Raw genomic sequence first — 22,191 nt, forward strand, 5'->3', positions numbered from 1 at the left:
TCAGGTAAGTCATCCACATGACCCGAACCGACGCGAACACCCTGAATGACGGGATTTCGGTGACGACTGACCCCCAGCGGGTCACCCGGGCAGGTATCGCCCGGGTGGCCGGTCTCGCGCTGCTGTGGGGGTCCGGCTTCCTCTGGATCAAGCTCGCGTTGCGGGGCTTCAACCCGGTGCAGATCGTGTTCGCCCGGCTCCTGCTCGGCTTCCTGGTCCTGACCCCGATCGCGCTGTCCCGGGGACTCCGCTTTCCCAGGCACGGGCGGCTGTGGGGTCACCTGTTCGTGGCCGCCCTGGTCGCCAACGCCGTGCCGTACCTGTTGTTCAGCGTCGCCGAGGAGACGATCGGGTCGAACGTGGCGGGGGTGCTGAACGCGACCACGCCGTTGTGGACGTTGCTGCTGGCCTTCCTCGTCGGCGTCGACCGGGCCGTCACCGTCAAGAAGGCCACCGGGTTCACCCTCGGGTTCCTCGGCGTCCTGGTCATCTTCTCGCCATGGGAATCCGCGAGCGAGATCGCCAGTTGGGGCGGCCTCGCCTGCCTCGCCGCAGCCGCCAGCTACGGACTCGGCTACGTCTACACGGGCCGGTTCCTGCCCGGGCGCGGATTTCCGCCGCTCGTGCTGTCGGCAGCTCAACTCGGCGCGGCCACCGTTCTGCTGGTCCCGGCGCTGCCGTTCGCCGGACTGGAGTCGCCGGTGTGGCGGCCCGACGCGGTGGCGAGCCTGCTCGTCCTCGGGGTGCTCGGCACCGGGGCCGCCTACGTCCTGAACTACCGCATCATCGACGACGAGGGGCCGACCGCCGCCTCGGTGGTCACCTACCTGCTGCCCGTCGTCGCCGTGATCCTCGGCTGGGTGATCCTCCGCGAGGCCGTCACGACCGCGATCGTGGCCGGAATCGCTCTGGTCCTCGCCGGAGTCACCCTGACCCGGCTACGGTCCACCGAAATCGGATAACCCGCACGTCACATCGACCGGCGATCCTCGTACCTCGGGTGGTTCGGACGGGCCTGCCCATGGGCCACCGACCGAAGCCGGTCACCGACGCCACGGTTCATCGGTCCCTGAACGGCACGGAGGACGCTGATGCAGGTCGTCATGGCAACCAGCCCGGCCAAGCCCGACCAGCCGAATGAGGACTTCGTCGGTGCCGTACCGAATGCCGTCGTCCTGCTCGACGGGGCCGGGCTGGCCGGCACCACCTCGACCTGCCTGCACGGTGTCGCCTGGTACACCCGCCGGCTCGGCGGGGCACTGCTCGCCCAGCTCGCCGCCGGTGACGGTCGGGAACTCACCGCCATCCTCGGTCAGGCCATCGCGGAGGTCGCCGACGCGCACCGGGACACCTGCGACATCGGTGACCCGAGCAGCCCGTCAGCAACCGTCACCATCCTCCGGGTCGACGACGACCACGCCGACCACCTCGTGCTCGCCGACTCCGTGCTGGTCCTCGACCGCGCCGGGAACGGTCCCGAGGTCATCACCGACGGTCGGGTGGACGCCGTCGGCAGCCGCTACCGCGCCGCGATGGACGCCACCCCGAACGGGAGCCCGGAACACGACCGGGCGCTGCGCGAATACATCGAAACCATGCGCGTCCATCGCAACCGGCCCGGCGGGTTCTGGGTCGCCGCCGACGATCCGGGGGTGGCGGCGGAAGCGCTGACCGGGAGCCGGCCTGTCGCGGACATCAGGGGTGCCGTCCTGCTCAGTGACGGGGCCAGCCGCATGGTGGACCAGTTCGCGCTGGCGGACTGGCCGGAAGTTCTCGCGCTCATCGCTACGGAAGGGCCGGGCGAGGTGATCCGGCGGGTCCGGGCGGCGGAGGCCGGCGATCCGCAGGGCAGAACGTGGCCGCGCGCCAAGGCGTACGACGACGCCACACTGGCCTGGTGCACCCGATCTCCCGGCCGACAGGCACCCGACGGATCGGACTTCACTCCTGAGGCGAACATGGTCGAACGGTGACATGTGTGCGACACGGTGGGCCGGGTCGACCCGGTCGAAGTGGGACGCAAGCGAGACTGACAAAGGAAGCCCCTGACCGGCGCTGACGCTGGTCAGGGGCTTCTTCGTACACCTGGTGGCGGGTAAAGGATTCGAACCTCTGTAGCTTTCGCGACGGGTCTACAAGGACGTCCGTGATCTTGGCCGGGTCAGGTGTGCTGACCTGCTCCTTCTCATCCCACCGCACGGTTGGAGGTGCTGGCCGCCCACCATCTACCCACGCGCAGAACGTCCAGATCAGTAATAGAGGAACCTGCGGATCACCGCGACGACCGCCAGCAGGATGGCAATCCCCCAGACAACGTTCCGTCCAGTCGAGCCGAAGACCAAATAGGCGATCTGCGCCAGCAAGAAGACCGAACTCAGCACCAGATCTACGAGCAGGAGCACGAGGGTGAGCGCCAAGCGCAGCAGGAACCAAACAAACCCCAGGCCGCACCACTTGTCGATTGTCGAGTCGTCGTACGCCCAGCGGGTGAACACGAAGGGTTTGTAGAGGGAGGAGTCCCAACCCCGACTCCACTTCGCGCCGACGCTGGACCAGTACGAGTCCCCACCTTCCTTCACGTTCGCTTGATCCACTCGTTTGAACTGGATCTTCTTGACGGCACCGCCGGTGACGTCGATCAAGACCTGGCCATCCTTGACCTGGATGGTGGTGGTGCCGTTCACGACCACGGTGAACTGGTCGCGTCCGGTCTGGACCTTGAACACCCTGTCAAACCCGGTGGCACCCTTCTTGCGGTCCCGAAGCAAGACGTAGATCGTGCTTCCATCTCGAGGTGGGAGGGAGTACTCCGCTCCGATCGAGAACTCGCCGATCGGGGTGACGATGCTCGCCTCACCCTCAACCGCAACGCCGTCCGGACCAACTGTCAGGGCCACCGGCAGCAGCGCAGGCTTGTATTTAACCTTGCCCTTACCCTCTCCCTCTGGGTCGCAGCCAGCGAGTACCAGCGCCAGAAGCAGCGGAATGAGCGTCAACCATATGGCGCGGTCTCGATATCGCCGTATTGGTGCAAGGCTCCGGGTACCCGCCGTTGCCACCCCCCGACCGTAGACGGACTGCACCTTCACCGTGTACCGCCTGCCTGACCTGAAACTCCCGACGCCGAGCCAGCTACACATGGTCGCCACATGATTACGAGTGTCCCCACCTGGTCAAGCCGCTCTCGATCGACGGTGCACCGCACTCTCTACTGGTCCCGAGTCCCACCTCTGCCGGGTCGAACCGCCGGCGCATCTGCGAGCGCATCGTTGATCCTGTCGTTCATGATGTCGTCTCCCCCGTCGATGCAGTTGGCGTAGACCCGGAGCAGGACGGCGACGCCGTGGCCCAGGCGCCGGGCGACATCAGTCGGCGGGACGCTGTTCGTCACCCGACGCGGCCCCGGTGGGCGGTACGTCCTCACCATCGGCCAACCGGTCCCAAACACCTACGGCAAGGTATGGCGCGACGCGCGGGCAAGGGCGCTCACTGCTACTCAGCAGCGCTCCCTGCTGGCTCGGCGACCGTATGCCGCCGTGTCGCTCTGACTCAACGCTGGGGCACCGGCTCCCTAGATGGCCGAGTGGGCGGGGCGCAGCGTCCACGTCCTCATGCGGGTCTACGCGACGTGCGTCTGGGGCCAAGAGGAAGCCGCGCGGAGAAGAATCAAGGCCGCTTTGACACCGGCGAAATGACGGAATTCTGGCATCTACCGTCGCCTTCTCCGATCAGATAATCCACCCGATGTGAGTCAGCGTTGGGTGATGCCAGGCGGAGGCAGCACAAAGCTGACCTGCGTTTTCCCGCCTCCGCCCGGCAAGGCGTCTCGGCCGAAAGTGGCAGCCAAGCCGCCTAAAGGGGCAGTCAGGCGGGGACGTGAGGACTCGCCCCAGGGTCCTGGAGCCACCCCTATCCACCTTCTCGGGAGCCCGGAGTCCTCTGACGACGTGCAGGCAGCGCCGGTGGAGCAAGCTGAGATCCCGTCCCCGCGTCCTCTCGCGTTGAGGAAGGCCGAAGATGGCACGCATCCCAGCCAGACGTAGAAGTGGACGCGGCAGGACAGGCGATCATGGCGACACGTATGTGACACGACCGGTGAGACGCGGCCGCCCGGAGTGGGAACCAGCAGGACCACCAAGAAGGGCCCCTGATCAGCATCTCTGCTGATCAGGGGCCCTTCTTGCGCCTGGTGGCGGGTAGAGGATTCGAACCTCTGTAGCTTTCGCGACGGATTTACAGAGCGCCAATCGCACGCGCCTGACCTGTGCAAACAGGCAAGCTGAACCAGTTCGTGACACGTCCGCGACACGTGCGGGCCGGCATCCCTTCGGTATGATCTTCCCGCCGCAAGGTCAGGCTTGCCGCGCGGCACCGAGAAAGTTACACACCTATAACGTATGGTCGGACTGTGACGACGCGCCTACCAGCTGGTCAGGTCTTCAAGGCCGGCGGCCTGCCCGAGATCACCTACAACCCCCGGACTCAGCTTGGGCTAGAAGAGATGGTGCAGGACTATCTCGACGAAAGACACCGAATCCTGTCTATCTCCGGACCCACGAAGACCGGCAAGACGGTCTTGGTCCGAAGGGTGCTGCGAGATCTTGACGCCATCAGAGTGTCCGGCGGGGACGTCAAGAGCGCGGCGGACCTGTGGATCAACGTCGGTGACGACCTTGGTCTACAGACAGTCTATGAGAGCAGTCGCCAGTACACAGACACCGAGACTCGCACCCTGACGGGCGAACTGCAGGTACCCGCCATCGGCAAGGCGTCGAGATCGGGCCAAGAGTCGACGGCTACGGCCCTAGCCGACAAAACTGGCAGAAGCAGACCGATCGAGGTAGCGGCACGGAGAGCCCTCCGAGAATCGCTGATACCCCTGGTGATCGACGATTTCCACTACATACCGGTAGAGGTTCAGACAGAAATCGTTCGCTCCCTCAAGGACTTGGTCTTCGATGGGCTGCCCGTGATCGTCATTGCGGTGCCGCACCGGGCATACGACGTAATCCGAGTCGAGCGAGAGATGACCGGCCGCGTCCAGCAGATGAAGATTGACTTTTGGTCCCAAGACGAATTGCGCGGCATTGCAAGCAAAGGGTTCGCCGCCCTTAATGTAATCGATGAATCTGGGGTTATTGGCGAGCGCCTCGCTAGAGAATGTTTTGCCAGCCCTCACCTCATGCAAGACTTTTGCCTGCAAGCTGTGAAGCAGAGTGATGTTAGAGAGCGTCAGGAGAGTCCGAAGCTCCTACAAGAGCCACTGTGGGAGTCCTTTTTCCAGGAGCGCTCAACTGCCGCCTCGAAGACGGCGTTCGACATGCTCGCTAGAGGACCCCGCCAGCGAACCGACCGAAAGCCGAGGCGTCTCAAGAACGGCATGGTCGTGGACATCTACGGCGCTGTGCTGATGGCGATCGGCCGCACTGGCCCGCTGACAAGCATCACGTACGAGACTCTCCGTGCTGCCATGCGAGATATCGCAGGAGAGGAAGCCCCTCGCGGACAGGAGATTGCACGCATCCTCGACGAGATGTCGAAGATCGCGCGAGATCAAATCGATGGCGAGCCTGTGGTCGATTACGACGCCAAACTCACCACCCTGCATATCTCCGACCCGTACTTCGCCTTTTTCCTTCGCTGGAGAGCGGCGACCGAACTAGCCGAGCGGGCTGGCACGGTTCAAACCATGTTTCCCGAGTCGGAGACGACTGGCAGCAGCTCAACCACTCAAATTGCCCCCATCAAGAAGGTTCCGGCACCCCGCAAGGTCAAGCCGAATCAGACATCCAAGTTCAAGGGCATTGGTAACAGGCGACGCAAAGGCCGCCGATAGGCACCTCATGCAGGCATGAGCATCGCGGCACTTCAGCCATTGGCGAGGTACCGCGAGCGTTACAACTCTGGCGCGCCAGCAAAGCCTGGGCTAAATCGCCCATGCTCGTGATGACTGCGTCAGCGCCAGCAAGCTGGAATGCTGCGATCTTCGGCACGCGATTCGCGTATCCGATTACCCTAATCCCGGCGGCTTGAGCACCCTCGATGTCCGAGAGAGAGTCGCCAACAAGCATGCAGAGGCGCGGCGGTACTTCGAGAGTGCGGGCGGCTTGCAGGATCGGTTCTGGGTTGGGCTTCATGCGGGCCGGATCGGCGTACGCCCGGCCGATGACCGGTGACACGTGCTCGGCGAGCCGGTGCGCCGTGAGGTAGGTCGTCACCGCGCCGGCTGAATTGTTGCTGACCGCCGCCACCGGGATCCCGGCCTGCCGGGCAGCCACGATGACCTCCCGGCCGTACGGCGTCGGCTCGGCAGTCTCGACGGCCCGACGCTCGGCCGCACAGAGCGCGTCCTCTACGGCCCGCGTGACGCCGTGGTCGCCGGCCGTGCCCACGCGACGTAGCACTTCGAGCGGGTCCGGCTCGCTGGCGAGGTCCGGCGGCACGTCGACCCCGCGCCGCCGCAGCACGTCCACCAGTTCGGCCGCGACCTGCGGCGCGGGATACCCGGCGAAGATGCTGCACACCGGCCCGTCGAAGTCGAGCAGCACCGCGCCGACCTCGCTGAGCAGTCGGCCGAGGTCGGCGCTCATCCGTCGTACCGGTAGGCGATGGTCGACCATACCGAGTCGAACCACTGGCGGGACGCCTCCACGAACTGCGTGCCGTGAGACGTGTCGTCGTCGGTCACGGCGTAGTGGAACAACGGCACGTCCTTGCCCATCAGGTCGTAGATCGCCATGGGCTCACCCTTGATCGAGACGATGCGCTCGATCACCGGATAGAAGCCGTAGAAGACCTCTTCCCCGTTCAAGATGTAGAGCTTGAACAGGGGCGATGCCCGATGCATCCGCACCTCTACCGTGGTTGAGCGGATCAGGCCGAGGTCGCCCAGCTCGGCTACCTGGTCGATGATGCCGTCTGCCGCCCGGCGCGTGATGCGCTCGGCTCGCTCTCGCACCGCCGGATCATCCGCCTGAGTCTCAGCCCGAGCGGGCAGCGCCATGGGCATCGTCATGTCAGAGATCAGCACCCGCACCGCGATCGTCTCCGGCGCGAGCCTCCCCACCCGTACCTTGTCGAGCGCTTCGGCAAGCGCGTCTCGCAGCGTCTCGCCTGAGAACCCGGCGAAGTCGATGGTGACGTGTGGCCTCTCGAATGCTGCTTCGATGTGGGGCCGCAGCTCTACAGCTCGCTGTGTCTGCGCACGGACGAACGCGCCGCTGCCCTGCCGAGACACGATCAGCCGTTCCGCCCGGAGCAGGTCCAAGGCTCGCTTGACTGTCTCCCGCGCAACTCCGTACCGGGCGGCCAGATCGGGCTGTGACGGCAGCTTGTCACCGGGCACGAGTCGACGCGTGAGGATGGCCGCTCGCAGCTTGTTCGCGATCTGCTGCGAAGCCTGTTTGGGGTCGTCGGGGTCTAGCTCGCCGAGGAAGTCAAGGTTCTCACTCACCTCCTCACGGTAGCGCTGACTAGCCAAGTTGGGAAAGTTTGCCGCGTCCTCTTGATCTGGCTAGCCAAGCCGGCTTACGTTCTTCGCGTTGAACCTGGCTAGCCAGGTACGACAAGCCGAGCGGAAGTCGGGGAAGGTAGCGCCTGCGTTGCGCGCCCACGGGCCGATCGTGTGGTCGTTCATTCAGAACTTCACAGCAGAAGCGCCGCGTAGATCCGTCTGCGGCATCCCCGCCTTGAGCCACACGGTGGCCGACCTCGGTAGATCCCGGGCGAGCGGGGCGAGCGGGCCGGATCTGGCGCGCGGTTGCTTCTGCCTCTTGAACCTGCTCGCCCGGGGTGCGGCCGGTCTGGTCGCATCCCGGGCTTTCCCCCACGTCATCGACACACCGGAGGTTCCCCGTGCGCACACACCTTGCCCCCGTCACCACCGAGCCGACCGCTGCCGACCTGGCCGCGATCGAGGCGGAGTGGCCGCTGATCGCGGCCGAGTTGGACGTTCTTGACGCCGAGATCACGATGCTCTACGCCGTCGACCACGGCGGCCCGACCGCCCTGGACTGGCGGCGGTTGCGTCGGGCTGAGGCGCGCGTCACCCGCGCCGCCGCCGATCTGACCATCCGGACCGACCCGCACCGCGCGGCCTGATGTCGCGCATCCGGGCCCTTTTCCACGATCCGGACGGTGACCGGTACGGCCTCCCTACCTACTGGTGGCGGGGTGCCCCGGCCGGTTACGCCACCCGCCGTCAACTGCGTGCCGCCGGGCTGTGCCCCGGTGGTCAGGACATCGCCGCTCAGATCCTCTGGCGTGGTGTCGGCGGCACCCGTGCCGCCTACCTGTACCGGGTCGACCTGGCCCGGCCGAAGCGCACCGCTACCCCCGCCCAGCTGCGCGCCGTCCGCGCCGCGCTGACCGCCCGTCGTACCTGCTGCGTCTGCGGCGAGGTGCGCCCCTACTACATCCCGCGTTCGCTGGGTGAATGCCTCGCGTGCGCCTACCCCGAGTTGGAGGAAGCTGGATGACCGCCCCCACGATCAACGGCACGAAGTACCCGCAGCCCATTGAGTCCCTGTTGCCCGCCGCCCGCGCCCTGGACCTGCCCGACGGCGTTCCGTTCCCGTCGCGGAACCGGCTCATGCGGGAGTTCCACATCGGCTCTCCGAAGGCCGCCGAACTGCTCGCCCTGCTCAAGGCCGAGCCCACCGCGCCCCCGGCCGACATCCCCGACCCGGCCACCCCGGACCCGGACCCGGCACCCGCCGCACCGCCGGCCCTGCCGGACCCGACGCCCGCGCCGGAGATCACTTCGGCCGACCCGGTTGCCGAGGTCACGCCGGCCGGTCGCCCGGACACGCCTACCCCGCCGACCAAGCCCGCGTCGGCAAAGGCGGTGGTGGTGTGGCCGGTGGTGCTGCTGGCCCTGCCCGCGTTCGTGGCGATCTGGTCCGGGTGGGTCGGACTCGGTGGACTCACCGGGTTCGGGGTGGTCCACCCGCTGCCCGGCATCGCCGACAGCTTTTCCATCAACTCCGCGATCACGCTGCCGATCGGGGTGGAGACCTACGGCGCGTACGCCCTCTACGTGTGGCTGTCCGGTCGGGTGCCCGCTTCGGCCCGGCGGTTCGCCAAGTGGTCCGCGCTCGGCTCGCTGCTGGTCGGTGCGCTGGGCCAGGTCGCCTATCACCTCCTGGAAGCGGCCGGGGTGACGTCGGCCCCGTGGTGGATCACCACTGCCGTGGCCTGCCTGCCCGTGGCGGTGCTCGGCATGGGCGCAGCACTGGCGCACCTCGTTCACACGCACGACTGATTCCGCCCGGCGGCGCGGCCACTGGCCTGGAAACCGCGCCGCGCCGCCGGCCCTCATCCCTCAGCCAACGACTTCAGGAGAGAACCCTCATGTTCGCAGACCCCACCGGTACCCGCGCTGCTGTGTTCGCGGCCGTGTTCGTCGCCCTCTACGTCGCCCATCAGGTCGCCGATCACTGGGTGCAGACCCAGCGGCAGGCCGACTGCAAGGGCCGCCCTGGTTGGCCGGGTCGTATCGCGTGCGCCGCGCACGTCACCACCTACACCCTCACCGCCGGCCTGGCCCTGGTGTTCCTCATCGCCGGTACCGGGCTGCGGCTGGACCCGTGGGGCGTCGCGGTCGGGCTGAGCATCTCGGCCGTGTCGCACTACGTCGCCGACCGGCGGGTGCCGTTGCGCCGTTGCGCCGACGCGCTCGGGAAGAACCCGGCATGGCTGGAACACGGTGGTGGCCTCTACGCCCTGGATCAGTCCTGGCACATCGGGTTCCTGTTCATCGCCGCCCTGTTCTGCGCGGTCTGACCACCCCCGTCCCCACCGACCCCGGCCCGCTGGTGGCCGGTGGGGAGCGGAGGTTGCCGGACTCGCTGGCAACTCGACCAGGGAGGCACCACCTGTGGCGATCTCGTCCTGTACCCGGTGCGGCAAGGGCTTCAAGAGTGTGTCCGTCGACAACAGCGGCACCCTCGCCATCTGCACCCAGGGCCACTACAACTTCGACCCCACGACCAGCGACACCGGCGGCACGGTCACGACCGGCCGCATCAAGGTCACCGGTCAGTCCGCGATCGGCAACGGCGCTACCGCCATCGGCAGCACCGACGGCAAGGACCACCGGAAGCGCCGCTGACCCACTGACCACCGTTTCCGATGACCCGGCGGCGCGGCCCATGGCCTAGGAACCGTGCCGCGCCGCCGGCCCCTCACCGATCTCCCGACCGTTGGAGGAACCCCCATCATGACGTCCCCCCAAGACGACCGTTTCGACTGGCAGGCCGCCGAAGCCGACCTGACCGACCCCGACGGCGGTGCCGCCGAGGTGGTCGACCTGGACGCAGCCCGGTCCCGCCGGCAGGCGTCCACCGCTGGCCCCGGGGACGGAAGCGACCTGGCCGACAACCCCGACGACGATGTCGACGCCGAGAGCGTCGACGACGGCCCCGGCCGGGACGGCGGCCCGGTCGACATGGCCGAGCCCATCCCCGCCGACGTGCTCGCCCGGCAGCGTGAGCGGCGGCCGATTCTCGCCGAGTGGGCGCGGTCCGGCCGTGCCCTGCGGGCCGCGGTGAAGCATCAGAGCAAGGACGCCGGTTACGTGGCCGCCTACCACGGTGTCAGGTTGCCGAAGTACGCGGTGAAGGCCCTCGCGTGGGCACCGATCGGGGCCGTGCGGGGGATCGGGCAGGCGTTGCGGTGGGCCAGCGCGGAGGAAGGGAACTGGCACCTACGGCAGGCCGCCGCGAACCGGGGCGACGCCGACACCTGGCTCAAGCTCGACGCCCGCCGGCAGCGACAGTCCGTGTGGCGGTGGTGGGTGCTCGCCGCCGGCACGGCCGGCACCGGGGCGGGGTTGATCGTGTTGTCGGTGGGGCCGGAGTGGTGGCGGTGGGCGGCGGCGGCCGTGGTGGTGCCGTGGTTGGCGACCCGGGGCCGTCCGGCGGACCGGCCGTTGACCGACCGGGTGTCGGAAGGCACCCGCTACCGCAAGCTGACCGCCGACCTGGTCCGCCGCGCACTCACCTCCCTGCAACTGGCCGCGATCAACAGCGCGGTTGCCAAGGACCCCAAGGCGATCAGCTTCCCGGTGGACATCCACCGTGACGGCCCCGGCCACCTGGCCGTGGTCGACCTCCCCTACGGGGTGGAGGCGGCCGAGGTCGTCGCCCGCCGGGGCAAGCTCGCCTCAGCGATGCGCCTCCCTCTGGATCAGGTGTGGCCGGAACCTGCGCCGGGGCACACGGGCCGGCTGGCGTTGTGGGTCGGGTACGAACCGGCGTCGCAGATGAAGCAACCCCCGTGGCCCCTGCTGGCCGGGACGGCGCGGGTGGACGTGTTCAAGCCGTTCGCGTTCGCCACCACGCCCCGCCTGGACACGGTGGCGGTGGATCTGATGTTCCGCAACTTCCTGTTCGGCGGCCAACCCGGATCAGGGAAGACGTTCGCGTTGCGGGATCTGATCCTCGCCGCCGCCCTGGACCCCCGCGCCGAGATCCGGGGATACGAGTTGAAGGGAGTCGGGGACTTCGCCGTGTTGGAACCGGTCATGGCCGAGTACGGCAACGGCTTCGATGACGACACCCTCGCCCGGTGCTTCGCGTTCATCGAGTGGCTCTACGAGGAATGCCGCCGCCGCTCCAAGCGCATCGAGCACTACGCGAGGTTGGGCAAGGCACCAGAGAACAAGGTCACCCCCGAACTGGCGTCGCTCAAGGAGTCGGGGCTGCATCCCCTGGTGGCGTGGTTCGATGAGCTGCAAGAGCTGATGACCAGCAAGTACGGCAAGGACGCCGGGGAACTCCTGGAGAAGGTCATCAAACTCGGCCGGGCGTTGGGCGTGATCATCATGATCGGCACCCAGATCCCCGACAAGGACAGCCTCCCGACCGGGATCACCCGCAACGTCAACTCCCGGTTCTGCCTGTCCGTGGCCGACCAGACCGCCAACGACATGATCCTCGGCACCTCGGCCTACAAGAACGGCCACCGAGCCACCGTGTTCCAGCCAGTCATCGAAGCCGGGTGGGGCATCCTGCGCGGCTTCGGCCCCAAGGCGGCGGCGGTGCGGTCGTTCTACGTCGACACCACCGCCGCCGCCCGCATCGTCGCCCGCGCCGTCGCCCTACGGCAGGCCGCCGGGACGCTGCCCACGCCCGACGAGCAGACCCGCACCGTGGCCCCGGTCGCCGACGTCATCGGCGACCTGGCACGGGTGTGGCCGGGCGACGAGAAGGCCGCATGGAACGACACGCTGTGCGGTCTGCTGGCCGAGTTGCGGCCCGAGGTCTACGGCGGGTGGGAGGCCGCGCAGCTCTCCACCGCCCTCAAGCCCCACCCCCTGGTGAAGGTCGGCGATGTGGGGCGGCGCATCGACGGCAAGCCGACCACCCGGCGCGGCATCAAACACACCGACCTCCTCAAGGCCATCGCGGAGCGTGACCGCAAGCGGTCCGCCGACTGACCCATCACGGGGTGCTAGCGCTAGCGGCCCGACCTGCTAGCGCTAGCACCCCCGCTAGCACCCAACCCGAATCATGAGCTGCCCTCTAGCGGATAGCAGCTCACGGCCCTTCACGCCCGAAAACCGGCCCGGGAGGCATCGTGAACCCCCTACTCACCCTCGCTAGCGCCGCCGCCGTCATCCTCGCCACAGTCACGCTCGGTTACGCCGGGCTGTGCTGGATCAGCCCGTTCAAGCGCTGCCAGCGCTGCGCCGGGACCGGCCACACCACCACCCGCATCCTCCACCGCCCACGCGCCTGCCGACGCTGCGACCGAGGCATGAGGCTGCGCACCGGACGACGCATCGTCAACCTCTTCCACCGCCTCCGCTCCGAGGCGACCCGATGAACCACCGGGCCAGCCGCGCCGGTCACACCGCATGGTGCGGACGCGACCACCGCTGCAACCTCGGCGAGCACCGCTCCGAAGAAATCGTGGTCGACATCGCCGGCCGCGCCCGCGCCGTCCTCGTCCGGGTCCGCACCACCACCGGCCGGGAACACGCCGAAGTGCGCGTCAGGGTCGCCCTCGCCCCCGGCGAGGTAGCCGCCCGACGTCAGTTGGTCGGGCTGCTCGACGACCTGCGGCACACCGTGACCCGCGCCGCCATCGCCGCCCGGCCCCGACCGGGCCGGACGCGGTGAACGAGGGGCGGTGCAGCCACTGGAACGGCACCGCCGGCCGCTACTGCCACCAGACCGACCACGTCCGCCCCTACCTGCAAGGGCCGCGCTGCCCGGTGCATACCCCGGCTGCTCTGGCCGGTCTACCCGAACCCGACTCCACGCCGCTCGGCGCGGTGGTGATCGACCTCGCCGCCGAACGCCGCCGTCGCCGTTCCTGACCTCGCTTCGTCTTTCTGGAGGTGGCTTTGCTGTGACCCGACCACCGACGCATGACCTCGCGGCTGAACAGGCCGTTATCGGGGCCGCGCTGCTCGCCCCGAGCGTGGTTGCCGACCTGGCCGCCGCCCTTGCCCCGGCCGACTTCTACCGGCCCGCGCACGGTCGGCTGTGGGAAACGCTGTGCCACATGCACAGCGCCGGCCAGCCGATCGACCCCATCGCGCTGGCCGCGCGGCTGGCCGAAACCGGCGACCTCGCCACCGTGGGCGGTGCCCCGTACCTGCACACCCTCATCGCGGCGGTGCCCACGACCGCGAACGCCGGGCACTACGCCCGGATCGTCGCCGAGCACGCCCGCCGCCGCCAGGTCGCCGACCTCGGCGCATACCTCGCCCAACGCGCCGACGACGGCACCGACGTCGCCGACATCGTCGCCACCGGACGCGCCATGCTCGACCAAGCCGCCGGGACCGCGCAGTGGCCGCCGCTGATCCCGCTCGGCGACCACCGCCACCTGCCCGACTTCCCCGGCTACGTGCTGCCCGACTGGGTCGCCGAGCACGTCTACGCCGTCGCCGAGTTCACCCAAACCCCCGTCGACCTCGCCGGCTGCATCGCCCTCGCCGCCCTGTCCACCGCCGCCGGAGGCCGCGCCGAAGTAGAAGTACGCGGTTCCTGGCGCGAACCGACGAACCTGTTCACCGTCGTCGTCCTCCCACCCGGCAGCCGAAAGTCCGCCGTGTTCGCCGCGATGACCGGCCCGCTGCTCGCCGCAGAGAAAGCCCTCGTCGAGCGGACCAAACCGGCGATCGTGGAAGCCGAACTCGCCGCCCGCGTCGCCGGCAAAACGGCCGAGAAAGCCGCCATCGCCGCCGCAAACGCCGACACCTCCGGCCGAGACACCCTGCTCGCCGAAGCAACCGCCGCCGCCATGAACGCCGACGCCGTCACCGTCCCTGTCCTACCGCAACTGGTCGCCGACGACGTCACCAGCGAAGAAGCCGCCTCCCTACTCGCCGAGCAAGCCGGACGCCTCGCCGTCCTCTCCCCCGAAGGCGGCATCTTCGCCACCATCGCCGGCCGCTACTCCGGCACCCCCAACCTCGAAGTCTTCCTCAAAGGCCACGCCGGAGACATGCTGCGGGTCAACCGCCGCTCCCGCGCCCCCGAACACGTCGAGCACCCCGCCCTCACGCTGGGCTTGGCAGTGCAACCCGATGTGCTGCGCGATATCGCCGACATGCCCGGCTTCCGAGGCAAAGGACTACTGGCCCGCATCCTGTTCAGCCTCCCCGAGAACACCGTCGGCCGACGCAAGATCGGAGCCGACCCCGTACCCGAATCCGTCGCCACCACGTACGCGGGCAACCTCGGCGCGCTGGTCATGACCCTCGCCGAATGGACCGACCCGGCCGTACTGCCCCTCACCCCCGAGGCGAACGAGCGAGTGCTCGACATCGAACGGGCTGTAGAGCCCCGGCTCGCGGCCGGTGGGGCGTGGGGACACGTCGTGGACTGGGGCAGCAAATACACCGGGGCGGTCGTCCGCCTCGCCGGGCTGATCCACCTCGCCGAGAACCTCCGCGACGGATGGGGCAAGGCCATCACCGCCGACACCATCGACCGCGCCGCCCTACTCGGCGAATACTTCGCCGCTCACGCCCTCGCCGCGTTCTCCGACATGGGCGCCGACAAAGCCACCCGCAACGCCCGCCACGTCCTCGCCTGGATCGAACGCACCACAGCAACCGCCTTCACCAAACGAGAACTCTTCCGCGCGGTCAAGAGCAACCAGATACCGACCGTCGCCGACCTCGAACCGGTGCTGTCACTGCTGGAAGCCCACGGCCACATCCGGCAACTCGACCCACCCGAACGACCCCGCACCGGAGGACGACCACCCTCCCCCTCCTACCTCGTCCACCCCGAAACCCACCAACCCACCGCCACCGTGCACCCCCTCACTGACACCCGCCGCACCGCCTAACCACCGCCCGACAGAACCGCCAGAACTGACAGAACCCCACACCGCCCGAGGTTTCGTCAGTTCTGGCGGTTCTGTCACGCGCGCCGCTGCCCTTGCTGCGTGGCCGCCACCGGACGGCCCTCACATGAGCGGCCCACTGAGAGCCCCTGACAGCACCACGCCTTACGCCTTACACCGGGACGCCACGGATCTTGCCTCTACGGCGCTCTCAGCGGGCCGCCCTACGCCCCTCTGCCGCACCGCCTAACCGACCCTCCACACACGACCCGCATCGACCGGAAGGTGCTCACCGTGCGAATCAGGCTGCACGGCTACCCCGACCGCCGATCCCCGCTGTTCCAGCGCATCTACCTCCACGCCACCCCGAGGGAGGACACCCGCCCATGACCACCGCCCGCCGCACCCCCACCGGGAACCTGCTCACCCTCGCCGAAGTCCTGGACGAACTGCGCGTACCCCGCTCGACCTTCTTCCGCTGGAAGGCCACCGGCCGCGCCCCCCGAACCATCAAGTACCCCAACGGCAGCCTGTACGTCCGCCGCCGCGACCTGGACAACTGGCTAAACGACCACGAAGAGGCAGCATGAGCAGCACCTACGACGTACGCGTACACGGCATCCTCAGGAACCAACTCAGCAAGGGCTACTCCTACGTGGTCCGCTGGAAGGTGGCGGGCGAGCCGTTCCGCAAGACGTTCGCGACCCGCGCCCTGGCCGAGAGCTTCCGGTCAAAGCTGGTGGTGTCTCAGCGAGAAGGCGTCGCGTTCGACAAGGCCAGCGGCCTGCCCGAACCCATGGCCCGCGCACTCAACGCCCGGTCGTGGTATGAGCACGCGGTGGCCTACGTCGACATGAAGTGGCCTCGCGCGTCGGCGAAGCACCGCAAGGGCATCGCCGAGACGCTGGCCACCGTCACTCCGGCGCTGCTATCGACCGACCGAGGCGCGCCCAGCGACAAGGCGTTACGGGCCGCGCTCTACGGGTGGGTGTTCAACAAGGCTCGCCGCGACGCTGGCGATCCGCCCGCTCACCTGGCCGCCGCCGTGCGCTGGCTCAAGGCCAACACCGTCGACCTATCCGCGCTTACCGATGCTGCGCTGGTGCGGAAGGTGCTCGATACGCTCGCTCTGCGGATGGATGGTGCCCCCGCCTCGGCGAGCACGATTGCCCGTAAGCGGGCAGTCTTCTCCGGCGCTCTCAAGTACGCCGTTGAGCTGCGGCTACTCGACACGCACCCCATGACCCTGGTGAGCTGGACCGCCCCGAAGACGGCCGATGAGATCGACCGGGGAGCGGTGGTCAACCCCGATCAGGCGCGAGCACTGCTCGCCGAGGTCGGCCGATCGGTGCCCGAGTTGGAAGCGTTCTTCGGATGCATGTACTACGCCGCGCTACGCCCCGAAGAGGTGCTTCACCTGCGCGAAGACGAGTACGAGCGGCCCGCCCAGCCTGAGGGGTGGGGCGTGCTGCACCTGACCGGCTCGACGGTTGCCGTGGGTCGGGACTGGGGCGACGGGGACGACACGGCCGAGGACCGGGAGTTGAAGCACCGAGCGAAGGCCGCCACGCGGGATGTGCCGGTGCCGCCGCCGCTCGTGCGGCTGCTCGACCACCACGTCAGGGAGTATCCGCCCGGATCGAACGGCAAGCTGTTCGTCACCCGGCGCGGCCCCGGCGGGCGGTACGTGCCCACCGCTGGCCAACCGATCCCGAACAACACGTACGGGAAGGCGTGGCGCGACGCGCGGGCAAGGGTGCTCACGCCGGCTCAGCAGCGCTCGCCCCTGGCCCGGCGACCGTACGACCTGCGACACGCCGCCGTGTCGCTCTGGCTCAACGCCGGGGTGCCGGCTACCCAGGTCGCCGAGTGGGCCGGGCACAGCGTGCACGTCCTCATGCGGGTCTACGCGAAGTGCGTCTACGGCCAAGAGAAAGCGGCCCGCCGCCGCGTAGAGGCGGCGCTCGGCCTGCCGCCAGCCGGTGACGCAACCCCGCCGGCCGCTAACGAACCCGCCTGACGGAACCCGCCTGACGGCTTCCGTCACCGATGATCTCCGCGACACGTATACGACACAGCCAGCGAGATCGAGCGGGCTAGAGCGGGACTGAGCGAGACTCACAAAAGTGGCCCCTGACCGGCGTTCGCACTGGTCAGGGGCCACTTTGTGCACCTGGTGGCGGGTAGAGGATTCGAACCTCTGTAGCTTTCGCGACGGATTTACAGTCCGCTCCCATTGGCCGCTCGGGCAACCCGCCAGGGCACACCGCCGCGTCGTAACGCGGCAGCGGAGCAAGGATAGCGGTCGCCCCCCGGGGCGTGGCAACCGGGTACCGTCAGAGGGTCGTGGGGCTGGTCAGCACCGCGACGACCCTGACAGACCGCCGGACAAGCAGGAGCATCAGCATGGCAGCGAACCCGTCGTTCGACATCGTGAGCAAGGTCGACCGGCAGGAGGTCGACAACGCCCTTCGCCAGACGGAGAAGGAGCTTGCCCAGCGGTTCGACTTCCGTGGCACCGGCGCCGAGATCTCCTGGTCGGGTGAGGAGGCGATCAGCCTCCAGGCCGAGACCGAGGAGCGGGTCAGCGCCGCCCTGGACGTGTTCAAGGAGAAGCTGGTCAAGCGGAACATCTCGTTGAAGTCCCTGGACGCCGGTGACCCCCGCGCCTCGGGCAAGGTCTACAAGATCGACGCCAAGGTGATCCAGGGCATCGAGTCGGAGAAGGCCAAGGCGATCAGCAAGAAGATCCGCGACGAGGGCCCGAAGGGTGTCCAGGCACAGATCCAGGGCGACCAGCTCCGGGTCACCGGCAAGAAGAAGGACGACCTCCAGACCGTCATCTCGCTGCTCAAGGGCGAGGACTTCGGGGTGGCCCTCCAGTTCACCAACTACCGCTGATCCGGTAGGCGCACCGCGCGTCGGGCGGCCGTCCCTGTGGGGGACGGCCGCCCGACTCGAACGCGGCGGCCGCGACGCCGCGTACCCCCGAGGGGTGCGCAGGATGGTCAGACCGCGACGGGGTGTTCGGCGCGGGTGGCGGCGGCCTCGGCGCGGGCTATCGGGCCGCCGGGCAGCGCCGCGACCCCGGCCCCGACGCCGACCGCCCCCGCCGCGAACAGGAACGCCCAGGGCACCCCGCCGGCGTGGTCGACGATCAGGCCGGCGACCGCGCCGCCGGCCGCGCTCGCCGCCACCGACATGGTCACCACCCAGGTGTACGCCTCGTTGAGCATGCCCGTCGGGGTGATCCGCCCGACCAGGGTGTTCTCCAGGGTCAGCGCGGGGGCGATGGTGGCTCCGCCGATCACCAGGGCGATGCCGAGGGACACCGGGCCGGGCATCACCGCGAAGATCGCCAGGGTGCCGGCCACCGCCGCGAGCAGCCAGGCGAACTGGCGGGTCATGTTGGCCGCCGGGCGGCGTACCCCGAACCAGAAACCGCCCACGGCGCTGCCCACCCCCCAGACGGCGAGCAGCAGGCCGGCCAGGCTCTGCGGGTCGTCGGTGGGCTGGTTGCCGGCGAACGCCGGCACGATCACGCCGGCCGCGCCGAACGCGATGCCGAGGCTCGCCACGCAGACCAGCAGCGCCGGGAACCCGCCGACCCGCAGCGGGCCGAGGCCCCGGGCGTGGTGCTCGCGGGCGTGCGGACGCCAGGCGCGCATCACCCGGCCCAGCGCCACCCCGCCGGTGCCGACCAGGGTCACCACGGCCGCGCCGACCAGTGCGGCGGCGGCGTCGGCCAGCAGGACGAACGCGGCCACCAGCAGCGGGCCGAGCACGAAGACGACCTCGAACAACGACGTCTCGGCGGCCAGCGCGGTGTTGCGGAGCTGGTAGCGGCCGGTCGCCGGGGCGGTCAGGTCGTTCCAGGCACCCCGGATGGCGGCGGTCAGCGGCGGGTAGGTGGCCCCGGCCAGCCCGGCCGCCAGGTAGATCAGGCGTAGGTCGGCGTTCTCGGCGCGACTGGCCCCGAGCAGCGCGAACAGGGCCAGCGGGTGCGCCACGGCGGTGACCAGCAGCACCGGAGTGGGCCCGACCCGGTCGGCGATCCGGCCGGCGATCGGGCTGAGCGCGGCACCGGACAGCGCGTAGATACCGCCGGCCACGGCGGCGAGGGAGTACCGCCCGGTGACCTGCTCCACGACCAGCAGCAACGCCAGCGGGGTCATGCCGATGCCGAGCCGGCCGACGACGCCGAGGAGCAGCAACAGGGGGGCGCCGGGAATCCGCCAGATGCCCAGGTACTGGCGCAGTGCGGACACGGCACACCTCCCAGGAGACGATCAGGTAACGACTCAGGACCCTGTAGACCCTAACGCCGCAGGTCGCTCCGGGAATGGTCGATTCACTCACATCCGGGGCCGCTGACCGGGTGGCGGCGAGAGGGTAACTTGCTGATCGACCCAGATACATACACCGCTGGATCGCCCCCGATGTCGTAGGAGGTCCAATGGTCGGCACGACGACCGAACGCCGCCGGCCCGGCCCGGCGTCCCGGGGCAGCCGCCGCCGGGCAGCTTCCCCGGTGCTCCGCGAGAGCACCAGTCACCAGCAGAACGGGGTCGAGGAAGCGGACCCGACGACCTGATGACCGACGCCGACGAGCGGCTCTCACCGCCCCCCGGTTACCTGGCCCTGTTCCGGCATCCGGTCGCCTCCCGCCTGGTCACCGCCCGGGGGGTGTCCGAGCTGGGTGACTTCGTGGGGCTGGCCGCGCTGCTGCTGCTCGCGTACGACCAGACCCAGTCGGTCCTCGGGCCGGCCGCCGTGTACGCCGCCCGCGCCCTGCCCGCCCTGCTGGTCGCCACGGTGTTCAGCGGCTGGCTGGACGTGCCGGCCCGCCGTACCCTGCTGGTCTGGCTCTCGGTGGCCGGCGCGGTGCTGATCGCCGTCCCCCTCGCGGCGCCCCGGCCGGTGCCGGCGATCGTCGCGGCCGGTCTGCTCGGCGCGGTCCGGGCCGCCTACTCCAGCGTCAACGTGGCGGTCGCCGCCGAGTCGGTGGACGCCCCGCTGCGGTTGCCGCTGTTCGGGCTGTCGGCGTTCGCCAACCAGGTCGGCCAGGTGGTGGGGCTGCTCGCCGGGGCGAGCATCACCGTGGCCCTCGGCCCCCGGGTGGCGCTCCTGATCGACCTGGTCTCGTTCCTCGTCGCGGCGGTGGTGCTGGCCGGTCTGCCGACCGGGCAGCAGCGGCGGCGCGGGCCGCGCCCGCCGGCCACCGCCGGCCTGCGGACGATCGTCGGGCACCCGGTGCTGCGCGGTGTGGCCCTGCTCACCCTCGCCACGGTGCTCTCCGGCGCGCTACCGGAGACCCTCGCCCCGGATCTCGCCGCGGGGGCGTGGCGGCCGGTGGTGCTGGCCTCCTCCGCGCTGGGCGGCGCGGTCTTCGTGCTGGCATTGGGGCGGGGCACCTGGCTGGGCCGGCTGGCCGGGCAGGTCACCGTGGCCGCCGCCCTGGCCGGGGCGCTGCTGCTGGCCGCCCTGCTGGTCGCCACGCACGCCCCGGTGTGGGCGCTGGCCTGTGCCAACGCGCTGATCGGCGCGGGCGGCGGGTGGCTGATCGGCGCGCAGGCCACCTTCGCCCGGCTGGCCCCGGTGGAACGGATGGGGCAGGTGGAGGCGACCATCGTGGCCGCCAACATCGTCGTCGCCGGCTGTGGGATCTTCCTGCTCGGGTCGGCCGCCGCGCTGTTCGGGCCGGCCGTGGCCTATTTGCTGGCCGGGGTGCTGCTCCTGGTCGTGGTGCTGCTGACCCGCCCCGACCGGCTGCCGGCCGACGCCGGCCCGCACCCGACCGGCCCGACCCCCTGACCCGTGGACACGACCGTGCCCGCGTCCGGAACGTGGACGCGGGCACGGTGTCGGTCGGGGTCAGCGCTGGAACTGCACCGGGCCGGTGTTGCGGGCCATCTGCTCCAGCCGGGCCACCCGCTCCTCCATCCGGGGGTGGGTGGAGAAGAGCGCGGCGATACCGCCACCCCGCTTGAACGGGTTGTCGATCATCAGGTGGGCGGTGCTGGTGAGCTGGCCCTGGGCGGGCAACGGCCGGGCCTGGGTACCCAGGTGGATCTTGCGGAGGGCGCTGGCCAGGGCCAACGGGTCCCGGGTGAGCTGTGCGCCCGACGCGTCGGCCTGGAACTCCCGGCTCCGGCTGATCGCCAACTGGATCACGGTGGCCGCGATCGGACCGAGGATGATGGTGAGCAGCAGCACGGCCGGGTTCGGGCCGTCCTCGTCGTTGCTGCCGCCCAGCGGGATGAAGAACGCCAGGTTCGCCAGCATGGTGATGATGCCGGCCAGCCCGGCCGCCACGCTGGAGATCAGGATGTCCCGGTTGTAGACGTGGGACAGCTCGTGGCCGATCACCCCGCGCAGCTCGCGGTAGTCGAGGATCTCGGTGATCCCCTGGGTGACGCAGACCGCCGCGTTGGCCGGGTTACGACCGGTCGCGAACGCGTTGGGCTGCGAGGTGGGGCTCACGTACAGCCGGGGCATCGGCTGACGGGCCTCGGTGGCCAGCTCACGCACCATCCGGTACAGCTCGGGGAACTGCGCCTCGCTGACCGGTTGCGCCCGCATCGAGCGCAACGCGAGCTTGTCGGAGAAGAAGTAGGTCACGCCGTTCATCAGCAACGAGACGACGACGGCGACGACGAGGCCACCGCTCCCACCGAACCAGTAGCCGACCGCGAGGATCAGCGAGGTCAGCAGGCCCAGCAGCGCTGCGGTCTTCAGACGGTTGTGATGCACGATCGCTCCTTCGGTGCGCGGGTCGCGCGGGACCCGCTGACCGGTACAACGTCACCGGTACCCGTCAACCATCCAGCTCATGACTGGCAGTTGACTGACAGAAGCTGGGAACCCGCTGAACGGACCGGA

23 protein-coding genes and 1 tRNA gene are annotated in these 22,191 nt (G+C 69.3%); 18 read left to right on the plus strand and 6 right to left on the minus strand.

Annotation, left to right across the window (positions count from 1 at the left end):
• Positions 1-59: 59 nt before the first annotated feature.
• Together ACN261_RS05290 and ACN261_RS05295 are read left to right on the plus strand one after the other, a co-directional pair.
• Complete coding sequence (locus tag ACN261_RS05290) at positions 60-962, plus strand: DMT family transporter (RefSeq protein ID WP_425848681.1); 903 nt, start codon at positions 60-62, stop codon at positions 960-962.
• A gap of 129 nt (positions 963-1,091) precedes the next feature.
• Positions 1,092-1,973: a hypothetical protein gene (locus ACN261_RS05295; RefSeq protein WP_421484197.1), complete on the plus strand. Its 882-nt coding sequence runs from the start codon at positions 1,092-1,094 to the stop codon at positions 1,971-1,973.
• Between the two features lie 276 nt (positions 1,974-2,249).
• Here ACN261_RS05295 and ACN261_RS05300 read toward each other — a convergent pair whose 3' ends face one another.
• Entirely contained in the window at positions 2,250-2,996 is a 747-nt protein-coding gene (locus ACN261_RS05300; RefSeq protein ID WP_425848683.1) for a hypothetical protein, read from the minus strand.
• 1,412 nt (positions 2,997-4,408) lie between these two features.
• On the opposite strand from ACN261_RS05300, the gene ACN261_RS05305 reads away from it, so the two are divergent.
• A complete protein-coding gene (locus tag ACN261_RS05305) occupies positions 4,409-5,836 on the plus strand; it encodes an ATP-binding protein (protein WP_425848685.1) in 1,428 nt (475 codons plus the stop codon).
• Here the strand turns inward: ACN261_RS05305 and ACN261_RS05310 are convergent.
• A complete protein-coding gene (locus ACN261_RS05310) occupies positions 5,796-6,590 on the minus strand; it encodes an HAD family hydrolase (RefSeq protein ID WP_425848687.1) in 795 nt (264 codons plus the stop codon). The genes ACN261_RS05305 and ACN261_RS05310 overlap by 41 nt on opposite strands.
• Positions 6,587-7,453: a GntR family transcriptional regulator gene (locus ACN261_RS05315; protein ID WP_425848688.1), complete on the minus strand. Its 867-nt coding sequence runs from the start codon at positions 7,451-7,453 to the stop codon at positions 6,587-6,589. The genes ACN261_RS05310 and ACN261_RS05315 overlap by 4 nt, the downstream gene beginning before the upstream one ends.
• Positions 7,454-7,854: 401 nt before the next feature.
• Here ACN261_RS05315 and ACN261_RS05320 point away from each other — a divergent pair, with 401 nt between their 5' ends.
• From ACN261_RS05320 to ACN261_RS05375, 12 genes are all read left to right on the plus strand, one after another.
• Positions 7,855-8,100, plus strand: coding sequence for a DUF6284 family protein (locus tag ACN261_RS05320; protein WP_425848690.1), 246 nt, complete (start codon positions 7,855-7,857; stop codon positions 8,098-8,100).
• Complete coding sequence (locus tag ACN261_RS05325; protein ID WP_425848692.1) at positions 8,100-8,477, plus strand: RRQRL motif-containing zinc-binding protein; 378 nt, start codon at positions 8,100-8,102, stop codon at positions 8,475-8,477. Before ACN261_RS05320 ends, ACN261_RS05325 begins: the two co-directional genes overlap by 1 nt.
• Positions 8,474-9,262, plus strand: a complete 789-nt coding sequence (locus tag ACN261_RS05330) for an ABC transporter permease (protein ID WP_425848694.1) — start codon at positions 8,474-8,476, stop codon at positions 9,260-9,262. The genes ACN261_RS05325 and ACN261_RS05330 overlap by 4 nt, the downstream gene beginning before the upstream one ends.
• 89 nt (positions 9,263-9,351) lie before the next feature.
• Positions 9,352-9,783 (plus strand): helix-turn-helix domain-containing protein, encoded by a 432-nt coding sequence (locus tag ACN261_RS05335; protein WP_425848695.1) that lies wholly within the window; start codon positions 9,352-9,354, stop codon positions 9,781-9,783.
• Between the two features lie 94 nt (positions 9,784-9,877).
• A complete protein-coding gene (locus ACN261_RS05340; protein ID WP_425848698.1) occupies positions 9,878-10,111 on the plus strand; it encodes a hypothetical protein in 234 nt (77 codons plus the stop codon).
• Between the two features lie 108 nt (positions 10,112-10,219).
• Positions 10,220-12,439 (plus strand): cell division protein FtsK, encoded by a 2,220-nt coding sequence (locus ACN261_RS05345; protein ID WP_425848699.1) that lies wholly within the window; start codon positions 10,220-10,222, stop codon positions 12,437-12,439.
• Positions 12,440-12,579: 140 nt separating this feature from the next.
• The gene (locus ACN261_RS05350; RefSeq protein WP_425848701.1) at positions 12,580-12,828 is read left to right on the plus strand and encodes a hypothetical protein; all 249 of its coding nucleotides are present in this window, start codon (positions 12,580-12,582) and stop codon (positions 12,826-12,828) included.
• On the plus strand, positions 12,825-13,124 hold the full coding sequence (locus tag ACN261_RS05355) for a hypothetical protein (RefSeq protein WP_425848702.1): 300 nt from the start codon (positions 12,825-12,827) through the stop codon (positions 13,122-13,124). The genes ACN261_RS05350 and ACN261_RS05355 overlap by 4 nt, the downstream gene beginning before the upstream one ends.
• Positions 13,121-13,324 carry a hypothetical protein gene (locus tag ACN261_RS05360; protein WP_425848705.1) on the plus strand — a complete coding sequence of 68 codons (204 nt, stop codon included), beginning with the start codon at positions 13,121-13,123 and terminating at the stop codon, positions 13,322-13,324. Before ACN261_RS05355 ends, ACN261_RS05360 begins: the two co-directional genes overlap by 4 nt.
• 32 nt (positions 13,325-13,356) lie before the next feature.
• Positions 13,357-15,312: a DUF3987 domain-containing protein gene (locus tag ACN261_RS05365; protein ID WP_425848707.1), complete on the plus strand. Its 1,956-nt coding sequence runs from the start codon at positions 13,357-13,359 to the stop codon at positions 15,310-15,312.
• Positions 15,313-15,695: 383 nt separating this feature from the next.
• A complete protein-coding gene (locus tag ACN261_RS05370) occupies positions 15,696-15,899 on the plus strand; it encodes a helix-turn-helix transcriptional regulator (protein ID WP_187691360.1) in 204 nt (67 codons plus the stop codon).
• On the plus strand, positions 15,896-17,329 hold the full coding sequence (locus ACN261_RS05375) for a tyrosine-type recombinase/integrase (RefSeq protein ID WP_425848709.1): 1,434 nt from the start codon (positions 15,896-15,898) through the stop codon (positions 17,327-17,329). The genes ACN261_RS05370 and ACN261_RS05375 overlap by 4 nt, the downstream gene beginning before the upstream one ends.
• Positions 17,330-17,483: 154 nt before the next feature.
• Here the strand turns inward: ACN261_RS05375 and ACN261_RS05380 are convergent.
• A tRNA-Tyr gene (locus ACN261_RS05380) sits at positions 17,484-17,567 on the minus strand.
• A 148-nt stretch (positions 17,568-17,715) separates the two neighbouring features.
• Between ACN261_RS05380 and ACN261_RS05385 the strand changes: the two genes are divergently transcribed.
• Positions 17,716-18,210 carry a YajQ family cyclic di-GMP-binding protein gene (locus ACN261_RS05385; protein WP_204924838.1) on the plus strand — a complete coding sequence of 165 codons (495 nt, stop codon included), beginning with the start codon at positions 17,716-17,718 and terminating at the stop codon, positions 18,208-18,210.
• 107 nt (positions 18,211-18,317) lie between these two features.
• Here ACN261_RS05385 and ACN261_RS05390 read toward each other — a convergent pair whose 3' ends face one another.
• Positions 18,318-19,577 carry an MFS transporter gene (locus ACN261_RS05390; protein WP_425848711.1) on the minus strand — a complete coding sequence of 420 codons (1,260 nt, stop codon included), beginning with the start codon at positions 19,575-19,577 and terminating at the stop codon, positions 18,318-18,320.
• Between the two features lie 188 nt (positions 19,578-19,765).
• Between ACN261_RS05390 and ACN261_RS05395 the strand changes: the two genes are divergently transcribed.
• A complete protein-coding gene (locus tag ACN261_RS05395; protein ID WP_421484221.1) occupies positions 19,766-19,903 on the plus strand; it encodes a hypothetical protein in 138 nt (45 codons plus the stop codon).
• On the plus strand, positions 19,903-21,123 hold the full coding sequence (locus ACN261_RS05400; RefSeq protein ID WP_421484222.1) for a hypothetical protein: 1,221 nt from the start codon (positions 19,903-19,905) through the stop codon (positions 21,121-21,123). The genes ACN261_RS05395 and ACN261_RS05400 overlap by 1 nt, the downstream gene beginning before the upstream one ends.
• A 60-nt stretch (positions 21,124-21,183) precedes the next feature.
• Here the strand turns inward: ACN261_RS05400 and htpX are convergent, their stop codons facing one another.
• Complete coding sequence (htpX, locus tag ACN261_RS05405) at positions 21,184-22,062, minus strand: zinc metalloprotease HtpX (RefSeq protein WP_145921771.1); 879 nt, start codon at positions 22,060-22,062, stop codon at positions 21,184-21,186.
• Positions 22,063-22,191: the final 129 nt, after the last annotated feature.

The sequence above is a fragment of the Micromonospora sp. WMMD723 genome (genome assembly GCF_049863385.1).
GTDB lineage: Bacteria > Actinomycetota > Actinomycetes > Mycobacteriales > Micromonosporaceae > Micromonospora > Micromonospora wenchangensis.